Annotated in this window: 16 protein-coding genes, 1 rRNA gene and 1 pseudogene; 8 read left to right on the top strand and 10 right to left on the bottom strand. The window is 39.1% G+C overall.

Annotation, left to right across the window (positions count from 1 at the left end; genetic code table 11):
- Positions 1 to 37 precede the first annotated feature (37 nt).
- Entirely contained in the window at positions 38 to 712 is a 675-nt protein-coding gene (radC, locus tag ABJE44_RS00425; RefSeq protein WP_348113628.1) for a DNA repair protein RadC, read from the bottom strand.
- A 139-nt stretch (positions 713 to 851) separates the two neighbouring features.
- Here radC and coaBC point away from each other — a divergent pair, with 139 nt between their 5' ends.
- The gene (gene coaBC, locus ABJE44_RS00430) at positions 852 to 2,051 is read left to right on the top strand and encodes a bifunctional phosphopantothenoylcysteine decarboxylase/phosphopantothenate--cysteine ligase CoaBC (RefSeq protein ID WP_348113649.1); all 1,200 of its coding nucleotides are present in this window, start codon (positions 852 to 854) and stop codon (positions 2,049 to 2,051) included.
- Positions 2,052 to 2,079: 28 nt separating this feature from the next.
- Complete coding sequence (gene slmA / locus ABJE44_RS00435) at positions 2,080 to 2,670, top strand: nucleoid occlusion factor SlmA (protein ID WP_348113629.1); 591 nt, start codon at positions 2,080 to 2,082, stop codon at positions 2,668 to 2,670.
- 87 nt (positions 2,671 to 2,757) lie between these two features.
- On the opposite strand, the pseudogene ABJE44_RS00440 reads toward slmA, so the two are convergent.
- A pseudogene (locus tag ABJE44_RS00440) lies at positions 2,758 to 3,012 on the bottom strand (peptidase M28); the annotation flags it as partial.
- 68 nt (positions 3,013 to 3,080) lie between these two features.
- Between ABJE44_RS00440 and ABJE44_RS00445 the strand changes: the two are divergent.
- The 4 genes from ABJE44_RS00445 to ABJE44_RS00460 all read left to right on the top strand — a co-directional run bounded on the left by ABJE44_RS00445 (position 3,081) and on the right by ABJE44_RS00460 (position 6,406).
- The gene (locus tag ABJE44_RS00445; RefSeq protein ID WP_289029441.1) at positions 3,081 to 3,656 is read left to right on the top strand and encodes a TetR/AcrR family transcriptional regulator; all 576 of its coding nucleotides are present in this window, start codon (positions 3,081 to 3,083) and stop codon (positions 3,654 to 3,656) included.
- Positions 3,657 to 3,748: 92 nt separating this feature from the next.
- Positions 3,749 to 4,072, top strand: coding sequence for a DUF1820 family protein (locus tag ABJE44_RS00450; protein ID WP_289029440.1), 324 nt, complete (start codon positions 3,749 to 3,751; stop codon positions 4,070 to 4,072).
- A 73-nt stretch (positions 4,073 to 4,145) separates the two neighbouring features.
- Positions 4,146 to 5,885 (top strand): DUF885 domain-containing protein, encoded by a 1,740-nt coding sequence (locus ABJE44_RS00455; protein ID WP_348113630.1) that lies wholly within the window; start codon positions 4,146 to 4,148, stop codon positions 5,883 to 5,885.
- Positions 5,886 to 5,920: 35 nt separating this feature from the next.
- A complete protein-coding gene (locus ABJE44_RS00460) occupies positions 5,921 to 6,406 on the top strand; it encodes a hypothetical protein (protein ID WP_348113631.1) in 486 nt (161 codons plus the stop codon).
- Between the two features lie 28 nt (positions 6,407 to 6,434).
- On the opposite strand, the gene ABJE44_RS00465 is transcribed toward ABJE44_RS00460, so the two are convergent.
- The 3 genes from ABJE44_RS00465 to ABJE44_RS00475 form a co-directional block, all read right to left on the bottom strand.
- Complete coding sequence (locus ABJE44_RS00465) at positions 6,435 to 6,899, bottom strand: EVE domain-containing protein (RefSeq protein WP_348113632.1); 465 nt, start codon at positions 6,897 to 6,899, stop codon at positions 6,435 to 6,437.
- Positions 6,900 to 6,945: 46 nt separating this feature from the next.
- Positions 6,946 to 8,874, bottom strand: coding sequence for a phytase (locus ABJE44_RS00470; RefSeq protein ID WP_348113633.1), 1,929 nt, complete (start codon positions 8,872 to 8,874; stop codon positions 6,946 to 6,948).
- Between the two features lie 152 nt (positions 8,875 to 9,026).
- The gene (locus ABJE44_RS00475) at positions 9,027 to 11,708 is read right to left on the bottom strand and encodes a TonB-dependent receptor (protein WP_348113634.1); all 2,682 of its coding nucleotides are present in this window, start codon (positions 11,706 to 11,708) and stop codon (positions 9,027 to 9,029) included.
- 320 nt (positions 11,709 to 12,028) lie between these two features.
- Here ABJE44_RS00475 and ABJE44_RS00480 point away from each other — a divergent pair, with 320 nt between their 5' ends.
- Both ABJE44_RS00480 and ABJE44_RS00485 read left to right on the top strand, forming a co-directional pair.
- Positions 12,029 to 12,949 (top strand): GGDEF domain-containing protein, encoded by a 921-nt coding sequence (locus tag ABJE44_RS00480; RefSeq protein ID WP_348113635.1) that lies wholly within the window; start codon positions 12,029 to 12,031, stop codon positions 12,947 to 12,949.
- Between the two features lies 1 nt (position 12,950).
- Positions 12,951 to 13,961, top strand: coding sequence for an AraC family transcriptional regulator ligand-binding domain-containing protein (locus ABJE44_RS00485; protein ID WP_348113636.1), 1,011 nt, complete (start codon positions 12,951 to 12,953; stop codon positions 13,959 to 13,961).
- Positions 13,962 to 13,971: 10 nt separating this feature from the next.
- Here the strand turns inward: ABJE44_RS00485 and ABJE44_RS00490 are convergent, their stop codons facing one another.
- The 5 genes from ABJE44_RS00490 to rrf form a co-directional block, all read right to left on the bottom strand.
- Positions 13,972 to 16,023, bottom strand: coding sequence for a YjbH domain-containing protein (locus ABJE44_RS00490; protein ID WP_348113650.1), 2,052 nt, complete (start codon positions 16,021 to 16,023; stop codon positions 13,972 to 13,974).
- Positions 16,024 to 16,067: 44 nt separating this feature from the next.
- The gene (locus tag ABJE44_RS00495; RefSeq protein ID WP_348113637.1) at positions 16,068 to 16,784 is read right to left on the bottom strand and encodes a capsule biosynthesis GfcC family protein; all 717 of its coding nucleotides are present in this window, start codon (positions 16,782 to 16,784) and stop codon (positions 16,068 to 16,070) included.
- A gap of 2 nt (positions 16,785 to 16,786) precedes the next feature.
- Positions 16,787 to 17,515 carry a YjbF family lipoprotein gene (locus tag ABJE44_RS00500; protein ID WP_348113638.1) on the bottom strand — a complete coding sequence of 243 codons (729 nt, stop codon included), beginning with the start codon at positions 17,513 to 17,515 and terminating at the stop codon, positions 16,787 to 16,789.
- 27 nt (positions 17,516 to 17,542) lie between these two features.
- A complete protein-coding gene (locus tag ABJE44_RS00505) occupies positions 17,543 to 17,905 on the bottom strand; it encodes a hypothetical protein (RefSeq protein WP_348113639.1) in 363 nt (120 codons plus the stop codon).
- Positions 17,906 to 18,520: 615 nt separating this feature from the next.
- A 5S ribosomal RNA gene (gene rrf / locus ABJE44_RS00510) occupies positions 18,521 to 18,636 on the bottom strand.
- Between the last annotated feature and the right edge of the window lie 24 nt (positions 18,637 to 18,660).

Below are 18,660 nucleotides of genomic sequence, written 5' to 3' on the forward strand. Positions count from 1 at the left end.
CAGTAGACGAGAAATAGCATCTATTGATATTCCAGTATTAAATTAGGCCTCTTTGGGCAAAAGACACAGCCTCTCCATCACCTATTACAAAGTGATCTAGTACTTTAATATCCATGAGTTTAAATGCATTAACAATAGCCCCAGTAATATGTTTATCTGCTTGGCTAGGCTCTGCGATGCCTGATGGGTGGTTGTGGGCTAGAATTACAGCCGCTGCATTATCTTTCAGCGCTTGTTGCACTAACACTCTTGGATAAACACTTGCGCTATCGATTGTGCCATAAAACATAGGTCTAAATTTAATTAGTCTATATTGGCTGTCTAGCATTAACACAGCAAACACCTCGTGGGGTTGATCTCTGAGCTTGCTGATCAAATATTTTTGAGTGTGCTCAACTGAATTACATACATCTAATTTTTCAAGTTTTTCAGCCATATAACGCTGGCTCATTTCTAAGCATGCTTGCAACTGAACATACTTAGCCTGCCCTAACCCCTTAGCTTCACAAAACTCTTGTTCAGACGCGCTAAATAATTTCCTTAAACTACCAAACTCATTTAATAAATTACGGGCCAAATCTACAGCGCTATAACCGCTTATTCCTGTCCGTAAAAAAATAGCGAGTAACTCAGAGTCATTTAAAGATCCAGCTCCTGCTGTTAAAAGTTTTTCTCTAGGGCGTTCTTGTTCTGGCCAATCTGTAATTTTCATGCATCCATGCTCATAAATTTGTAACTAAATAGAAAGCTATTTAATTGATAGGTTAAAACCTTAAAATAAGCCTAGCAAATGAAGACTATTCCAGCCAATAATGTCAATATTAGTTAAAAAAGAGCAATACAAACACACAATGCATTTTGAAAACACACACATTTTATTAGGCGTGACAGGCGGTATCGCCGCATACAAAACACCAGACTTAGTCCGTAAACTGACTGCCAAAGGAGCCATAGTTCGAGTGGTACTGACAGACTCTGCTAAAGAATTTGTTAGCCCATTAGCACTGCAAGCGGTATCTGGGCATGCCGTTTCAAATGACTTATTAGACAAAGATGCTGAAGCTGCCATGGGTCATATAGAGCTAGCAAAATGGGCTGATAAGCTCTTAATCGCACCCGCCACAGCGAATTTTATAGCTAAGCTTACCCATGGCCTTGCTGATGACCTATTATCAACGCTATGCCTTGCTACAGACGCTCCAATATATATTGCACCGGCAATGAACCAACAAATGTGGCATGCAAAAGCGACGCAAGCAAACTTAACAACATTATCTCAGCGGGACGTTACCTTTTTCGGCCCAGCTCAAGGAGAGCAAGCTTGTGGGGATGTTGGACCTGGTCGGATGTTAGAGCCGCAAGATTTAGCTGATTTACTATTGCCACAAAAAAGCCCCTTGTTGTTAAAAGGGCAAAAGATAACAATTACCGCAGGCCCTACCCGAGAAGAAATTGATCCTGTTCGTTATATTAGCAATCACAGCTCTGGAAAAATGGGATACGCCCTAGCAAGAGCTGCGAAGGAATTAGGCGCAGAAGTAACCTTAGTTAGTGGTCCTGTAAACTTGCCTCCTCCAGCAGATATAAATACAGTAAAAGTCAACAGTGCAGAACAAATGTTAGCTGCCGTTATGAGCACCATAAAAGACTGTCATATATTTATTGCTTGTGCCGCGGTTGCTGACTACAGAGTGCAACAAAAAGTTGACCAAAAGATTAAAAAGTCAGATGATGAGTTAACGCTTACTTTCGTTAAAAACCCCGACATTTTGAAAGAGGTGGCACATTTAAGCTCACCTCCTTTCACTGTGGGCTTTGCAGCAGAAACTCAAAACCTGAAAGAATATGCGTTGGGGAAATTACAACGTAAGAAGTTGAATATGATTGCTGCTAATGATGTATCAGATAGCAAAATCGGGTTTAACAGTGAGCAAAATGCACTGACAGTTTTTTGGCCAAAAGGTGAATTAAAATTAGAAGTTGCCGATAAGCAATTATTAGCTAAAAAGCTTATGCTGTTAGTTGAACAAAGATACACTGAACAAAAATAGACCACGCCACAGTCTTTTAGGAACCAAAATGCCAGCTACAAAACGCCCAAACCGCCGAGCACAAATACTCCAAGCTCTTGCCAGCATGCTTCAGACCAACCCAGGCCAACGTATTACGACGGCAAAATTGGCTGCACATGTAGGCGTATCAGAAGCTGCTTTATATAGGCATTTTCCAAGTAAAGCGAGAATGTTTGAAGGCCTGATTGAGTTTATAGAAGAAACTCTTTTTTCCCGCATTAATAAGATAATTAATGAAGAAAAAGACACAGCCACTCGTTGCCAATTAATATTGCATCTTATTTTAGGATTTGCTGAAAAAAACCCAGGGATAACACGGATTTTAAACGGTGATGCTTTAATGGGTGAACAAGACAGGTTGCGTGAACGTATTGCTCAGCTTTATGAACGTTTAGAAACTCAACTAAAACAAGTACTTAGAGAGCGTAAACTAAGAGAAGGTAAAACATTACCAGCAGAAGAAAGCATCATTGCTAATATGTTGATTTGCTTTGCAGATGGTAGAATTAACCAATTTATTCGTAGTGAATTTACAAGACGCCCTACTGAAGGTTTTACTGAGCAATGGCAGTTTATTAACAAGCAATTTTTCGGTTAACCTTGTTTATAAATTACGTAATAAAGGGTAACAATACTAAAAAGCGGCCATACTGATGACCGCTTTTTTTTATCTTAGATATCCGTATTATTTAGAGAAATCACCTCCAAAAAAGTCCCTCTCATTCCAACTTGAACGCTGTGGTTGATTCGCTAAGGCCATACCGATATAAAAATTTATCTCAGCAAATTTAGTGGCAGCTTGCCAATTAAATGTTTGATTTAGGTCATCTCCCGGCTTGTGATAATTAGTCTTAAGAAACAAATTAAATTGCTTACTACCATCAACTTCAGGAGCGACTGACGTTAAGCCAGGCACTAAAAATACTGAAGGAATACCTTTACAAGCTTGACACATGATGAAACTTAACTAGTCTCTTAAGAACACTTGTTCTATTAAGAAAGCACCTCATGCCTCGTAAACCCCAATATAATATAGATTTAGTTCTCACTTTGGCCATAGATATATTTTTAGAGCATGGCTACCACGGTGCAATTATGGATGAAATTATTTTCAGAACAGGGTTCAATCGTAGAGGATTTTATTTAGAATTTGGCAGTAAACAAGCTTTTCTATATAAAGTATTAGATCATTATCAAAGTAAGTACTTACAGGAGTTAATGAAGAACCTTGAGTCGAAACAAGGATTAGATTCTATCAATAGTTTTTTCACTGAATACGTCTCGCACGTTAAGGGGAAAGGCTGCTTACTAATAAATTGTATTACTGAATTAGGTTTTGACGACGAGACAGTGCGAGGAGTTGGTCGCCATTATCTAGATAGTTTACAAATAGCCTTTATTGGTTGTTTAGAAAAAGCCCAAAACCTAGGGCAAGTGCAGCCCCATATCAATATTGAATCCACTGCATTGCAGCTAACGAGTTATGTTCAAGGTTTTGCTGTAAACGCTGTGCTGGCCGGAGATACAGACGAACTTCAATTAGCCACCCAAGCATTATTAGGACCTTTGGCCATCAAGCAATAAATTTTCTATTATCTTAGCTTGTAATTTCACAAACAAGCTCCATTGATAAAGGCCAAGTTTTCTAAATCAGTCTTTCAATAGCAATGACAATTATGGCCAAAAATACACATTTATTTAGAGTTCAATTTATAAGCAATGGCGAAAAGTACGAGCTTTATGTAAGAGAAGTTAGCCAAGGTAGCATGTTTGGCTTTGTGGAAGTTGGCGACTTTGTTTGGGATACCCATACGAGTTTAGTCGTAGACCCAAGCCATGAAAAGCTAAAGGATGAATTTGCAGAAGTGACTCAGACGTACATTCCTATGCATAGTATTTTACGTATTGACGAAGTCAAAAAACAAGGCACATCAAAAATAACCCAACTATCTGACAAGGTTACCGCTTTTCCTAACCCTATCTATACACCCAAATCATAATAGTTATTTGCTGCAAGATTTAAATATTCAGGCAATACCTTTATGCTAGGTAAAAAATAAAAAAGGTAGCTTAATGAAAAGCTTTTCTGTGTTTACTATCTTACTAGCTTGCAACCTGTACACTTTTAACGCTTATGCAGACAAGCAGCTTAGCCCTCTCATTGATAAGATTTGGCAATATGAGCTATCTGTCTCACCTATCAGTGCCACTCGCCAAGGTGTGCATACTTATGACGACAAATTATCTGATATATCCCCTGCAGCTTTAGCGACTCAAAATAAACAATATCGCCTGTTTATGGCCGACTTGTTAAAAATTGATCAAGCACAGCTAAATCAAACCGAACAAATAACATTATTAATGCAAAAGTACCGCTTGCAAAACTATATCGATCAGTATCAATTCAATGCTCATTATATGCCACTCACCTCTGAGTCTAGCTTCCATAGTGCCTTAGCATTTCTACCTCGAACAAGCCGCTTCGACAGCAAACTCGATTACGATAATTATCTATCTAGGCTTGAGCAATTTCCCGAGTATTTTAAACAACAAATTAGATGGATGAGAAAAGGCATAGACATTGGTTTTGTGCAACCTAAAGCTGTTTTAGAGGGTTTTGACAGCTCAGTACTAGCATTTATTCATGATGAGCCCGAAGCAAGTGTCTTTTACGGGCCATTTTTAGAAATAGAGAATTCTCTTTCAGGTACAGATAAAGAAGCGGTAATCAAAAGAGCGAAAACCATTATAAATAAACACGTTTATGGTGCTTATCAGACTTTTTATGATTTTTTAACATCTGAATACTTGCCAAAAAGTAAACGCGATATTGCCGCAGCTACTTGGCCCAAAGGCCGAGAGTATTACCAAAACCGCAGTAACTACTACACCACAACCACTATGCCAGTAGAAGAGATCCACCAGCTTGGCTTAAGTGAAGTACAACGTATTCGCAATGAGATGCAACAAATAGTTGATGAACTAAAGTTTGATGGGGATATTAATCAATTTATAGAATATTTAAGAACCGAACCTAAATTTTATGCGAAAACAGCAGAGGAATTACTGAAAGAAGCGGCATACATTGCAAAAAAGGTAGACGCTAAGCTACCTCAGTTATTCAGGACGTTACCCCGTACCCCATACGGCGTGCAACCCGTACCTGAAAACATTGCACCTAAGTACACGACAGGTCGTTATATATCTCCTTCTCGAGACAATCAGCCAGGTTATTATTGGGTGAATACCTACGCATTGGATAAACGCCCCTTATACGCTTTGACAGCGTTAACCTTACATGAGGCGGTACCAGGTCATCATTTACAAATATCACTAGCGCAAGAGATGGACGACTTACCAGAAGTCAGACGATATACCTACATCTCAGCCTTTGGTGAAGGCTGGGGCCTCTATTCAGAGTTTTTGGGGAAAGAGGTAGGTATGTATGAAGACCTCTATGATGAATTTGGTAGATTAAGTTATGAAATGTGGAGAGCGTGTCGATTAGTGGTTGATACAGGGATGCACCTTAAAGGTTGGACGAGACAACAAGCTATTGATTATATGTTAGAAAATACAGCACTCTCAGAACACAATGTGAAAACAGAAATAGACCGTTATATCTCTTGGCCAGCACAGGCTCTATCCTATAAGATTGGGGAATTAACAATAAAGAGACTGCGTGAACAAGCAGAAATGCAGCTAGGTGAAAAATTTAACCTCAGAGATTTTCACGATGCAGTGTTAGAGCACGGTTCCATTCCTTTATCAGTGTTAGAAAAAAATATTGAACAGTTTATCGAACAACAATAAACCAACGAGTTTATCTTTAATTTATGGAGTGCTACATGGTCGCTTTTGGTGTAATTGGTTTTCTAATTTTACTGTTGGTATTCATTGTTACCCGTAATCAAAGTATTCAACAAGAAGTAAAGCAAACTCAACAAGCCCACAAAACCTTGCAATTACAAAACAAACACTCATTGGGTGTAGTAAATACAATGTCATCTCAGCTACAGCAAAGTTTGCAAATAAAATTAACTGCTTTGCAAAGCCACGGTTTAATTAAGCAAGCAGATTTTGAGATAGTTCAGTTTATAATAGAGAATTTTAAATACGTTATTTTACAATGCACTCAAGATGGTGAAACGGTAGAAATTGCAATTGCAAAAGCACTGAAGGGAAACAATTTAACAATAGAAGATATACGCCAGTTTATTGCTAAGCAACAATCAGAAACACGTATACCTTGGTGTCAAAATACAGTGGAAGGCTTTGTAATCGCCTGTCAAAACTTGACTTCAGATAAGGCGAAAGTAGCCTCTACCTCTTGAGAATTAGGCAATTAAATTTGTAAGCTATCTAGCCCTCACAACGCAACAACAGCAGCTCAAACTCCTGTTTATGTACTGGCATAATTGATAAACGATGACCTTTTTTTACTAACCCAATTTCAGTAATATCATCCATAGCTTTAATTTGTTTTAAAGATAAAAGCTTAGAAAATTTTTGCTTAAATTTAATGTCTACCATCACCCATCTAGGGTTTTCTGGCGGAGATTTAGGATCATAATACTTACTTTCGGGGTCAAATTGAGTGTGATCAGGGTAGCCTTCTTTCACAACCTCAGCTAACCCAACTATACCGACACTTTTACAACTGGAATGATAGATAAAAACGAGGTCGCCAGACTTTACTTGGTCACGTAAAAAATTACGGGCTTGGTAATTTCTAATGCCATCCCAATGCTCAATTTGGGTAGATTTGTTTTTTAAATCATCAATACTGAAAGCATCAGGCTCTGTTTTAAATAACCAATATTGCACAAACCCACCCCTTCGACATTTTAAAGCGAAAACATTAGCCTTTAAACTAGAGCTTTTCAAGCCAACTTTGTAACAGCCCCTGAAGTTGCAGACCATCCACCAGCTTAAAGTTTTGTGGAGCCGTAGGTAAACGATTACGACCATCTTGCACCACTAATAAACCTTGGGGCAACTGCGCTCCCAGAGGGTAAGAAGTAATAGCCAAACCATCGGTTTCTGATGCGCCATCTACCCTAGTGGTAATATCCATATCAATTTTAAAACTGCCTAGGTGTTTGTTTTTATCATCTAAGGCAAACACGCCATAACTATCATTCCCTTGACTAGATGCAAACAGAAATCTTTGGCCTTTATAACGATAAATGCCTAGGCCCTCTACATCAGCCACGAAGGTATCGTTAGTTTTAATAATTAACTTACTTGGTGCGTCAATAGGCTCAGCAGAAACCTGCCACACGCCAACGGCTTCTTCGCCATAATATAACTGTTGATTCTGGTCATCGACCACACAACCTTCCGGCTGGCTTGGAGCTGAGAACTCTCTTACAAGCAGCCCAGAAATGTCATCCCCATTGGGCTTCAAGAGATATTGCTGATAGTGCCCATCAGTACCATTTATAAACACGTAGTATTGCTCAGCATTCTGATACATACATAGGCCATATACGTCATCAATATCGGTTTTGATATCTGAAAGGTAGGAAAGCACTCCTGTTTTAGGTTCAATAGTAAATACGCTAATACTTTTTGTACTGCGGTTACTAGCTGTAGCAATATCCACTCGTTTTCCGTTGAATTCCATGCCATATCTAACATCCACATTGTTAACACGACCAACATTAAGCTCTTTTAACAATTGGCCTTGTAAATCGTATTGCAACAAGCCTTGTTTTTTATTGGTCCCTAATACGCGACTATTGGCACTGTCTGCAAAATTTATCCAAATTGCAGGATCATCAGCAGCATCCCCATAAGCATTTACAGGAGTAGTTTCAGCATATGCTGTCACAGCTTGCATACTAGAAGTCGTTCTCTGCAAAGGCCAGCTATCTGTATTCAACGTACTTGCGGTGTATTGACCTGTTTCATCATCAAACACTCCAAGCCTTATAGACTGTTGTTCCATAACCCCACTAACACTTTCCGGTTTATGGCTTCCCTCAAGAATGACAAACTGTGCTTGATTGCTATTTTGGGTATCAACCATCCATACGCCTTTTTGTTCTGGCGCAGTAACCAGCAATTCTCCTGACGGTAGGATATCTAGATGGGTGATTTCACCCATAACAGGGCCATTTGGATCAGTTGCTATCACTAACTCCCGGGATAATTCGGACTCGTGGCTAGCTAAATAGCGCCATACTCCAATATTCTCTTCCGCTAAGTATAAGTAACCTGACGAATCGTCAACCACACATGACTTAGTTTGCGGCGCTCCTATAAACGTTTGTACCAATAGGTCGGTAAGCTGCTGTTGAGAGCCATCCACGACTGTTCGCTGAGCAATTTCTCCTAGCGTGTCGGCAGTAAATAATGAGAGGTGCCCTTGGGGCATTAAATACCAACATAGGCTTTCAATTTGGGCTGAGGTTTTGGGAAGTCTTGTTATTTCTGACAATTCGAGTGTTTGCCAGTCCAGTTTAATAATTAACACTTGTCCTAAATTGCTATCCAGTGCAGCTATTAACCCAAAGCTTTCACCATTTAGCTGGATATTGTCACGCCAATCTAAAAGCTCAATATTGCCATTAGTACTACTAAGTTTGTTACCATTTTGGTCTGTCAGTAACACACCTAATTTTTCACTGGTTAGCAACCAATAGTCTTGCCCTTTATGACGAATCGGCTTGGCGACTTTACCAGCAATATCATTATTTTGATGAAGTATATTTAAAGGTACCGACAAGGCGTCGATTGTAGGTGATTGGCAGGCGCTAACAAGCACAGCAAGGGTTATACATATAAAATATTTCATAATGAATCTTTAATAATACTGTATTAATACAGCACCTTATTTGTAGCATTCAGAAACCTAGTTGTCATGATGCTCACAGTAACTTGGAAAATACGCGCCACTTAAAACGTGTATTATTAATAGCGAAATTTATCGCCCTATCGATTGAGTTATTACAATTTCCAATTGAAGCCTAACTCAAATGTACGTCCATACTCTTCATATTGAGCATTAACGCTGCGCTCATCAAAGTAGTTATAAAACGGCTCATCGGTGAGGTTAATGGCATTAAAATACACATGCATATTTTGATTGATAAAGTACTTACCCATAAAGTCCATTTGCTGATGTTTGTCTTCCATTCTAATTAAATCGCCATCGATTTCTTCTAGATTTTCACTCTTATAAGTCATACTTAAACGAAGACTCATTTGCTCACTTTCATAACCTATCGTGAAGTTTCCAATACGGTCAGATTGATTGGGCAGAGAAGTCTCGTAACGCTCCCCATCTAAAAAGGTCACCGCATCTGAGCTAGAAAAAGTACCATTAGCGCTTAACAACAAACCATTATTGAACCCTTTCACCCAAGATAATTCAACACCACTAACATTCGCTGATTCACCATTGATAGGTTGCATCACTTCTTCAAAGCCTTCCCAACCTTCAGTACCCGCTACATTAGAGATAATAATAAAGTTATCAATGTTCTTGTAAAAATAACCCGCTGATAGAACGCCAATATTTCCTGGGTAATACTCTAAGGCTAGGTCAATATTGTCTGCTTCGTAGGGTTCAAGATCAGGGTTACCCACTTCTGCTTTACGCTCAGTAACGAACTCTCCGTCATCCTCTTCAGTCTTAGATTCTATAATCTGAAATGCAGCAGAATCTTCAAATTTTGGCCTAGATATAGTTTGAGTGAACGCTGCTCGACCAATTAGCTTGTCATTAAATTCGTAACGAAGGTTCACACTCGGTAACAAATACGAATAATTTTTATCGCTTTCCCATAGAGTATTCACCACCTCTTCTACATCTGTTTCTTCGTTTTCTATCAACTCAACGCGCATCCCAGAAGTGCTAAAGTCTGTGCCTTCATACCTTAGCCCTGCTACGATCCGTAGCTTATCTAAATCAATTTTACCCATTAGATATAAAGCTAAAATATCTTCTTGGGTATTATATGAAGCACCATTAGATTCAACCTCAGAATCAAGTTCAGCAATTTCTAATGCGTCTGCTTGCTGTCCGTAATATTCGCGCATAAATGGGCGGTCTAATCCTGGACCAAAGTCACCTAAGCCCCAATCAGGCTTTGCAGTGGCAAACGAACTAGAGTCCACATCGTCAAAATCACCGTCGTATATAATAATATCTGCGTTGGCTTGCTTCTCTCGATTACGATACTTACCGCCAAATTTAATTTCAACTTGATTGTTTTGCCACTCTAAAAAACGGGTAAAGTCAGCTTTAATAGATGCCTCAGTATCTTCTGCATTATTCTTTTCGAAGCTCACTTCATCTAATTCGTAATTACCTAAGTCCATAACAGAAGCATCTTGAGTAATGGAAGGTATTGGCCCAACAAAATCCGAGTTAATACTCATCTCTTCCCCTACAAAAGTGTAATACAGGGCATCAGGCTCATCTTCGTCTGCTTTGGAATAACCGACTTGATATTCTACTAACCAATCGTCTAATTGATACTCAGCTCCTGTGGTAATAGAAAGGATACTTTGAGTTTCTTCACGATCTTTGCTGCCCCTTTCAACTTCTGAGTCATCGCCATCAAAGGTAAATGTATTGGCTAAACGAAACTCATTGTCTGCAAATCGGCTATATAAAGAATGCACATAATACTGAGTGTTCATGTCTGGGCGAAAGTCTAGATTCACTGCAGCACCAATACGTTCTCGACCGATGCTGTAATAGCGTTGCTCTATTTCATCATCACCGTTGGACTCAATATTATCTGAACCAAAACTACGATCGAAGTAAGACAAAGCAGCCGCAATACCTACTTTATCACTGAGCATAGTAGTAACGCTGCCCGATATTCTTGGGCTGGTTTCATCTCTCAATTGATTTTGACTCGCTTGCACAGTCACACTTGCGGTTGTGCCTTTCTTGTCAAATGCACTTAGGCTTTTAACTTCAATAGAACCACCAATAGCATCAGCGTCCATATCTGAAGTAACAGACTTAGATACTTCTAATGCTTGAATCAGCTCAGAAGGGATAACATCAAGAGCGACAGAACGAACACCACCCTCTGGCGATGGAACGTTTAAACCGTTAATGGTGACATTATTTAGGTTAGGATCGATTCCTCGAATACCCACAAACCGGCCCTCACCTTGGTCACGCTCAATCGATAGACCGGGTAACCTTTGTAAAGCCTCTGCGGCATTCTGGTCCGGAAATTGACCAATGGCATCAGCTGAAACAATTGACTTAATGCTATCTGCAACACGCTGTTGATTAAGAGCACTTGCTTTCCCTGCTCGCTGCCCATAAACAATCACTTTTTCTAACGATTCACCATTTGTATCCAGTATGACTTCTGGCTGAATAATTTCACCATCGATTATAGTAATATCCATCTCTTGCTTAGGTGCGCCCAAGTAAGTAATGACTAAGGTGTAATCTCCTTCATTTACATTATTAAATCTAAATGAGCCATCTCTACGAGAAACAGTACCCAGCCCTAATTCTTTAATCTGAATTTGAGCTCCTTCAAAGTAACTTGTTTTACTACTGTCGATTATAACGCCTTGAATGTTGCCTGCTGCTACCGCACAACAAGCAGTAGCCATACATGCTATAGCTAAAGTGGATTTAATAAATTTCATAATAGTGTCTCGCTGCAACCTGCAACTTTAGAATGGGTTAACTCTGTTGCCCCACAACCTAAAGAAGCTCTATGACATTTTTATGAATTAAAACGGATTGTTTATGCCCAACATCCCCTATTTAGTTCTTTAGGTCTGTTTTTTAAAACAGACTGAGCCAATATGACCTCCCTCTAAGGCCGCAATTTTAGGAGGGGTAATGAATTTTTAGGCCAACCTAGCTCATTTAACTTCATCTTTTTGTCATCTTGCTGAGCTAATGTGACCCTTACCTTGGCTTCTTGAATACCAGTGTCTATTTCTTACTGGAACATATAGTTATGAATTTATCTTTATTTACACGCCACTCAACACTTTGTTCGATATTCTTTGGTTGTTTATTTTTACCCATTAGTTTGAGTTTTGGACTAGGTTCACTAAAAGTATTAGGCGTCATCTCTTGGTTGGATATATTAGGCGAAGGGAGTCTAGTTATATTGTCTGCAATATGGGTCTTATTTGTATTAGTCAGTCGCCCTCCTGGCAGAGTGACTTCAGCATTGGTGATAGGTCTAAGTTTGTTTTTATTTTCGGCCTGCTTAGATTTATTCGATGAGTGGATGCGCTATGACAATCGGGCTACCTACCTAAATATGTTCGAGTCTATTCCTGCAGCATTCGGCATGTTCATAATGAGTTATGCGTTATTCCAGTGGCACCAAGAGTTATTAATCGTCAATCAGCAACTTCAAAGGCGCGAATTAAACCTTAGGCAGCACGATCAAGTTGATTTTATTACAAAGTTGTATGGCGCCGACTATATGCGTGAACAAATTAACGACCAATTAAAAGACTCAGGCAATCCTGCTTTTTCAATTGTTATGCTAGATATAGATAGCTTTGACAGCTTTAACCGTCAATACGGGCATGATGAAGGAGATAGATTACTAAGAGAAGTATCGGAGCTCATTTTAATGAATTTACGATCTCTCGATTTAGTATGTCGTTATGCTGGAGACCGCTTTATTTTACTATTACCTAATACAGAAAAGGTAGTCGCTGAAGAAATAGCAGAACAAATTCGCAAGGCAATCGTGCATTTAGCTTATAAACCTAGTCGTGACAACAATGCTGTTTATCACTCTCTTACTTATGTAGCAGAAACTGCTTCGATGGAAGATAAAATAGCAGAAGCGATTTTATCCAGAGTAAATAGACGTTTGGACTTATGTAAACAGTCAATTAGCGCCATGGTTATTTAGAATGAAACTAAAGAAAACCAGAACCATAAATATTGAAGATAAATTACTTCCTGCTCATCAATACGCAGCAAGCTTGTTTGATCTAGTTACTTCAAGAAACGTAAACAAGCACAAGTTGTTGCGTGGAACCCGTATTTTTCAAGAAGACTTTAAATCAGATAAACTGCTTAGTCCTCAGCAGTTATTACAATTGACTCATAATGCTAATGCATTGACCCCTGGGAATGATTGTTCATTTCAGCTTGGGAGGCGATTATTCCCAGGTAATTACGGTGCGGTATCAAACGCCTTAATGTATTCCAAAAATTTGGGTGAAGCCTTACGATTATTATCAATATTGAGAAACCAGATATGTCCGTTTTTAGAGGGCAATGCTTATTCATCCGAAGACAAGCAGTACCTTTTAATAAAAGACTCTTTTGGGGATCCGGCCTTATTGCAATTTTTTATAGAGGTTTACTGTGCCGCTTTGGTATCAACTAGTAAGTTATTGTTTGAAAGGCGCATTCCATTTAGTTTTGGCTTTCCTTTTAAAAGACCAAAACACATCCAAGAATATGAAGAAAATCTTGGTTACAAATTAGCGTTTTCACAACCGATTTTTAGTATTAGCTTTGATAGAAAGTGGTTACACACAAAATGTACGCACAGAAGTGATGGCTTAAAGTGGTATTCATTAAAGCAGGCAAAAATGAGTAGTATTCCAAAATTAGGTTTTTTAGAACAAGTACGTAAGTTATTGATGAAAAATAGACAACTCAGCTTAAAGCAAGCGGCGGCAGTATTCTCAATGAGCCCTGCAACCTTTAAGCGTAAGTTGTCTCTGCATGGTAAAAGCTTTCAACAGATTCAAGACGAGCTTGGTAAACAATATGCTACATACCTATTGCAAATGCAGCATTTGTCTAACGAAGAATCTGCAAGCTTAATGCAATTTAATGATATTCCTAACTTCAGGAGAGCCGTAAAACGCTGGACTGGGCAAACACCCAGCCAACTTAGATTAACTTGAGGCTCTCGGCTTAGTCGTAAAATGGCGATCTATACTGATTGAGATCGATTAAATTCACTGGTTTTTGAAGCATCTGACCACCGTCTCGTCCTATCGGCACCCATGGTATTTTTCCTCTCCCTTTAGCCGGCTTTAATACAAATAAGTCAAAGGGAATTGAGATATAAAACCCTTTTGTAAAGCTTCCTTCACCGTATTCCTCTGCTGAGACATTGGTAATTGCCGCGTAGGCTCCAACAATAATTCCGCTATCAAAACGCTTAGCAAAATCAATATTTACACCTTTGTCTTTGGCTAAAAATTGTCCTGCACTTACAACAATTTGGGTATCGGGTAAAAAGTCCGGACGCCAATAGACACTTGCGTGTCCGGTAAATGCTTTATAGTCAAAGAAATCGAAATTATTTTCATAAGATCTTTGCTGTACATAGTTCAAATCAATTCCAAATGATAAATTACTATCAACTGGGCTATAGAATAATTCAGTGCCTACTCCACCAAACATAGCTTCTAAATAACCACCGTACGCTTGAGCAAACAAGTTAGGGGCGATTCTATCAGACCAATGTAGAAACGCGGTTTCCAGAGTCACTTTACTGCGAGTAACATACTCCCTAACTTGTGTTCTAACTCTTGGTAGAGTTGAATTCTGGCGATCTGTTGTGAAGTTAAACTTATCGAAGTTTTCAATTAGAGTAGCTTTAACTCCTCCAGATATTGAGAAATTCTCATTAAATCCATATCCACCACTTAAAATGGCGCCCCCCTGATAAAGGTAAAAAGACTCTGGACCTCCAAATGTTTGGATCCAGAAACTATTCACGGAATGAAACAAACCAGATGTATTGTTAGGTTTGTAATTCGCTAGGGTTTCTGTAGAAGGTTCTTGGCGGTGATAAGATGTAGTTAAATCTGACTCCAATGCTTCGTATCGAGCGGCACTTTTAAATGCATCGGCATCAATTTCAGTCTCAACCATAGGTAACAAAGCAGCATTATCTACTATTTTATAGGTTTTAATAGACTCAGGAAGCTCTGAAGCTAATATGCGCCCAACTCTTTCAATCGCTTCATCATTATCTCTATAGGCAAACTGGTTGCCATAGATTGTCATCTCATCATCAATTTGGTGGCTATAATTAATTAAAAAGCTACCTTGTAAATATAAGTCTGTATAAAGGCGTTTCCTGTTGAGGCTTTTCATATCTGCTGCAGGGGTTACCCCCTCAATTGAGCGAGGCGGCTTATCAAACTTAACTTGTTTCGCCGTGTGCAGATTTAATTTATACGTTATACCAAAGCCAACTGTATTTCCCCTTTGATAATTCAGACTAAAATCAAAGTCATTCCATTCATAAACTAAACCCAAATTCCATGGAGAATTCTGCTCAAGCTCGCCAGCTCGGTCATTAACGTAGTCATTGCCTTCATATTCGAGCTTAACTCTTAGTTTATCTATAGGTGTTTGGTACTCAATACCTCCGAATATAGATGCAGGTCCCTTAAAAAAATGACCGAACTCTATTTTTCCACCACTTCCAGAAAAACCACCGGGCCTTTCACAGTAGCTATCTGCAACCTCACAAAGAGGGTTACGAATATTTCCACCTGCACCTAAGTATCCCCACCCGATCCCCAGATGGACATCTAATGGCCCTACTCTCTTGCTGAGGTTTATGAATTCACTTTCAAAAAAGCCTGTGCCTCCGAAATCACGAAACCCCATAGCGACTTGTGGTAAATAATAACCTTCTTCTAATAGTCTAAATTTTACGTCAATACCTTTGTCTTTTAAGGTTTGATTACCGCTAAAGCTGGCCACATTACTATAAAGCTGTGTTCTTACATCTGTATACCTTACCGTTGCCTCCATCCAAGGAAACAACTGCAAACTACTTGACCAAAATCGGTATTCGTCATTGTCGGTATAATTAATAGTTTGAGAACCTTCAGGCATCATTCTAGCCGTTGGAGTTTGCCACAAACCAACGCCTCCCTGAACCATCTGAGACGGAGCAACTGATTTGCTCTCTTGACCTTTAACATAAGGCTGAATAAACATTAGAGCAAGGGTAAAAGCGCTCTTTAAAAACTTAGAACGAGTTTTCATTTGTAAACCCTGTTCGAAGCTAACTTTGCTATTTTCATATTTAAGGTACTAATTTGAGGAGTAAATTGATTCTCAGAGATAGGTATAAATAGTTGAGACCCAGGCATAATTTGGTCGTAGTTGTTATTCCAATAAGCGACGCCAAACTTACTTACTTTACCGTCGTTTTGAATAATATAAATTAAGCTTCTATCAGATTGCTCTGTTTTACTTATTTTTGATACATAATCTTTCACTGGTACATTACCTTGATAATTAATATCAGCGGAGCTTGTAACCATTCCTATAACTGGAATTGTAGTAGGCCTTTCTTTTAAAAGTAATAGATATTTGCCATCGTCAAACTTAGGATTAAACTTAGGTTGTACTCTGGACAAGTCATAATCTATAGGAATAAATACCCTAGAAGCTAAACGCCAACTCTTAATATCCGTTATCAAGCTCCTGATACCTTTTGAGTCGTCTTTTGAATCTATCAACTCATTAAGCTCCTTAATCACCATGAGCCTATCTTGCTCTAAACTCCCTTTTTCCAGGCGAAACAAAGCCGCTGCTTGCCAGTACCAAGGCTGTTGAAGAGCCACAACTTCCAATACTTCAGATAATCTAGGGTTAGCATCATAACTATACGTAGTATCATTGATCCTGACTTTAACTGCTGCAAAATTAAAACCCGCCCAACTTAGGGTAAAAACAAATAAAAGTATTTTCACACCTAGTCCTTAATGTTCAGTATTGATGCTAAAGGTAATCGAGAGATACGACTTACATAAGTAAGCTCGTACCTGTCTGAATCTGGTGAAATCTGTTGTTCACTCTTTAACAACTGCTTAGTTTCACTGTCAAACCAATAATAATTTATCCAACTGTCTTTTTTTTCATTAACACTATGAAAAATAACAACTTCTTTTAACATGCCGGCTTTTGCAAGGTTACCGTCAATCACAAGTTCTGAATTACCAACGTACTCAAAAGTCGACTGTACGAAAGCATTTTGGCTGTTACCATAGTCTATAAATCGGTCCCAACTAGTAAAATTGCTAATATTTTTAGGGTCATTCAAGGGGTCATTTTCAATGTTCGTGACATAGGTAAAATAGTCAATCATACCCACAGTCTTTATAATTCTGCCAGCCTTCTCAATTAACATGGCATTATCACCACTTACCCACTTGTACTTTGAGTCTTCAATATAGGCCAGTGCTAAAACTGCTCTTGGTTTATCGTTAAGGCGAATATAAAGAAGGTCTATAGGAGAACTTTGTATTTCAGCAAGAGATAAAGTGGGGTCTGGGTTAGATTGAAAGGCTAATTTCATTGTTTGTAAATAAGCTTTATGGGTGGAAGAACATCCAACAAAAACTGCAAAACCCAAGAATAAAAATATCGTTCTATATAAATTCACACTGCCACCACAAAAAATCGACACAAAAAAAGCCGCCATTAAGGCGGCTTTTGCTAAATAATAAACTTATTGAAGTGTTGGGGCATAAGTAAATGTTACTGGAACAGTTACTGTACTTGTCATAGTACCAGTACCTGTCTGAGTGACAGTAACAGTAGTACCAATACATACACCATCAGCTAAGGCATCATCGCCGCTGCACGTTTCTTCAGGTTGCTCAATGATAATATCATCTTGAGCTGTTCCACTCGAATTTGCAACCAAAGCACCAGCAATAGCTACCGCAGTAGCAGCTGCAGCAACAGTACCAGCAGCTACACCACCAATAGTTGCACCAGCAGCAGAACCACCACCAGCTTGTTCTTGAGCATTAATATTTATTGATGCCAACGAAGCGGCAGCCACTAAAGTTACTAATAATTTTTTCATTACAAATTCCTTTATGAATTATGATCTCTATTTTGGATACTAATTGATCTACTTCAAAAGCACAATCAAATAATTATACTTAATATGTAAACTTGTGTTTTGGTACAATTTCAATTCATCATATCAGTATGAATAAAATTATCACACCTTAGATCATAACCAAGTATGAAAGCGAATAAAGAGGTAAAAAAAATACCAAACAATTATAAATCGATAGCCTTTCTTCTAAATAGGAGCCTGCGGGGCTGGCCTACCAGAGGATGACAGCGGGGTAGCATGCGGTTTTTAATCTGATGAAGGGCCAGCTGCACGTGAGTCAATTGGTACAATGAATGCACTAAATTTTAGACATAAAAAAAGGCAACCTATTAAGGTGGCCTTTCTTCTGAATAGGAATCTGCGGGGCTGGCCTTCCAGCAGTGTGCTACTCTCGCATGGGGGTGAAGGTGGTTTGCTTTTAGCTGCAAAGCAGCGTAACCGCCTGAACGAAGGGAGCCCTGCGAGCTTCCGGACAATCCACTTCGTGAAGGTTTATTGCTGGGTAGCATTGCGTGAATGCGCTTATACGAAAAAGCCCCGAGCGTTGTATGCTCAGGGCTTTTCGTGTAATTGGGAGTCTGGCAGTGTGCTACTCTCGCATGGGGAAACCCCAAACTACCATCGCCGCTAATGCGTTTCACTTCTGAGTTCGGAATGGGATCAGGTGGGACCGCATCGCTATGGCCGCCAGACAAAAACTTGTCGTGTTAATTCAC

The organism is Paraglaciecola sp., from assembly GCF_039942875.1.
In the GTDB taxonomy this organism is placed as follows: Bacteria; Pseudomonadota; Gammaproteobacteria; order Enterobacterales; family Alteromonadaceae; genus Paraglaciecola.

Excerpts from the sequence above, each read along its gene's own strand:
- radC (WP_348113628.1), bottom strand. The coding sequence starts at position 712 with ATGAAAATTACAGATTGGCCAGAACAAGAACGCCCTAGAGAAAAACTT.
- coaBC (WP_348113649.1), top strand. The coding sequence starts at position 852 with ATGCATTTTGAAAACACACACATTTTATTAGGCGTGACAGGCGGTATC.
- slmA (WP_348113629.1), top strand. The coding sequence starts at position 2,080 with ATGCCAGCTACAAAACGCCCAAACCGCCGAGCACAAATACTCCAAGCT.
- ABJE44_RS00445 (WP_289029441.1), top strand. The coding sequence starts at position 3,081 with ATGCCTCGTAAACCCCAATATAATATAGATTTAGTTCTCACTTTGGCC.
- ABJE44_RS00450 (WP_289029440.1), top strand. The coding sequence starts at position 3,749 with ATGGCCAAAAATACACATTTATTTAGAGTTCAATTTATAAGCAATGGC.
- ABJE44_RS00455 (WP_348113630.1), top strand. The coding sequence starts at position 4,146 with ATGAAAAGCTTTTCTGTGTTTACTATCTTACTAGCTTGCAACCTGTAC.
- ABJE44_RS00460 (WP_348113631.1), top strand. The coding sequence starts at position 5,921 with ATGGTCGCTTTTGGTGTAATTGGTTTTCTAATTTTACTGTTGGTATTC.
- ABJE44_RS00470 (WP_348113633.1), bottom strand. The coding sequence starts at position 8,874 with ATGAAATATTTTATATGTATAACCCTTGCTGTGCTTGTTAGCGCCTGC.
- ABJE44_RS00475 (WP_348113634.1), bottom strand. The coding sequence starts at position 11,708 with ATGAAATTTATTAAATCCACTTTAGCTATAGCATGTATGGCTACTGCT.
- ABJE44_RS00480 (WP_348113635.1), top strand. The coding sequence starts at position 12,029 with ATGAATTTATCTTTATTTACACGCCACTCAACACTTTGTTCGATATTC.
- ABJE44_RS00485 (WP_348113636.1), top strand. The coding sequence starts at position 12,951 with ATGAAACTAAAGAAAACCAGAACCATAAATATTGAAGATAAATTACTT.
- ABJE44_RS00490 (WP_348113650.1), bottom strand. The coding sequence starts at position 16,023 with ATGTTTATTCAGCCTTATGTTAAAGGTCAAGAGAGCAAATCAGTTGCT.
- ABJE44_RS00500 (WP_348113638.1), bottom strand. The coding sequence starts at position 17,515 with ATGGCGGCTTTTTTTGTGTCGATTTTTTGTGGTGGCAGTGTGAATTTA.
- ABJE44_RS00505 (WP_348113639.1), bottom strand. The coding sequence starts at position 17,905 with ATGAAAAAATTATTAGTAACTTTAGTGGCTGCCGCTTCGTTGGCATCA.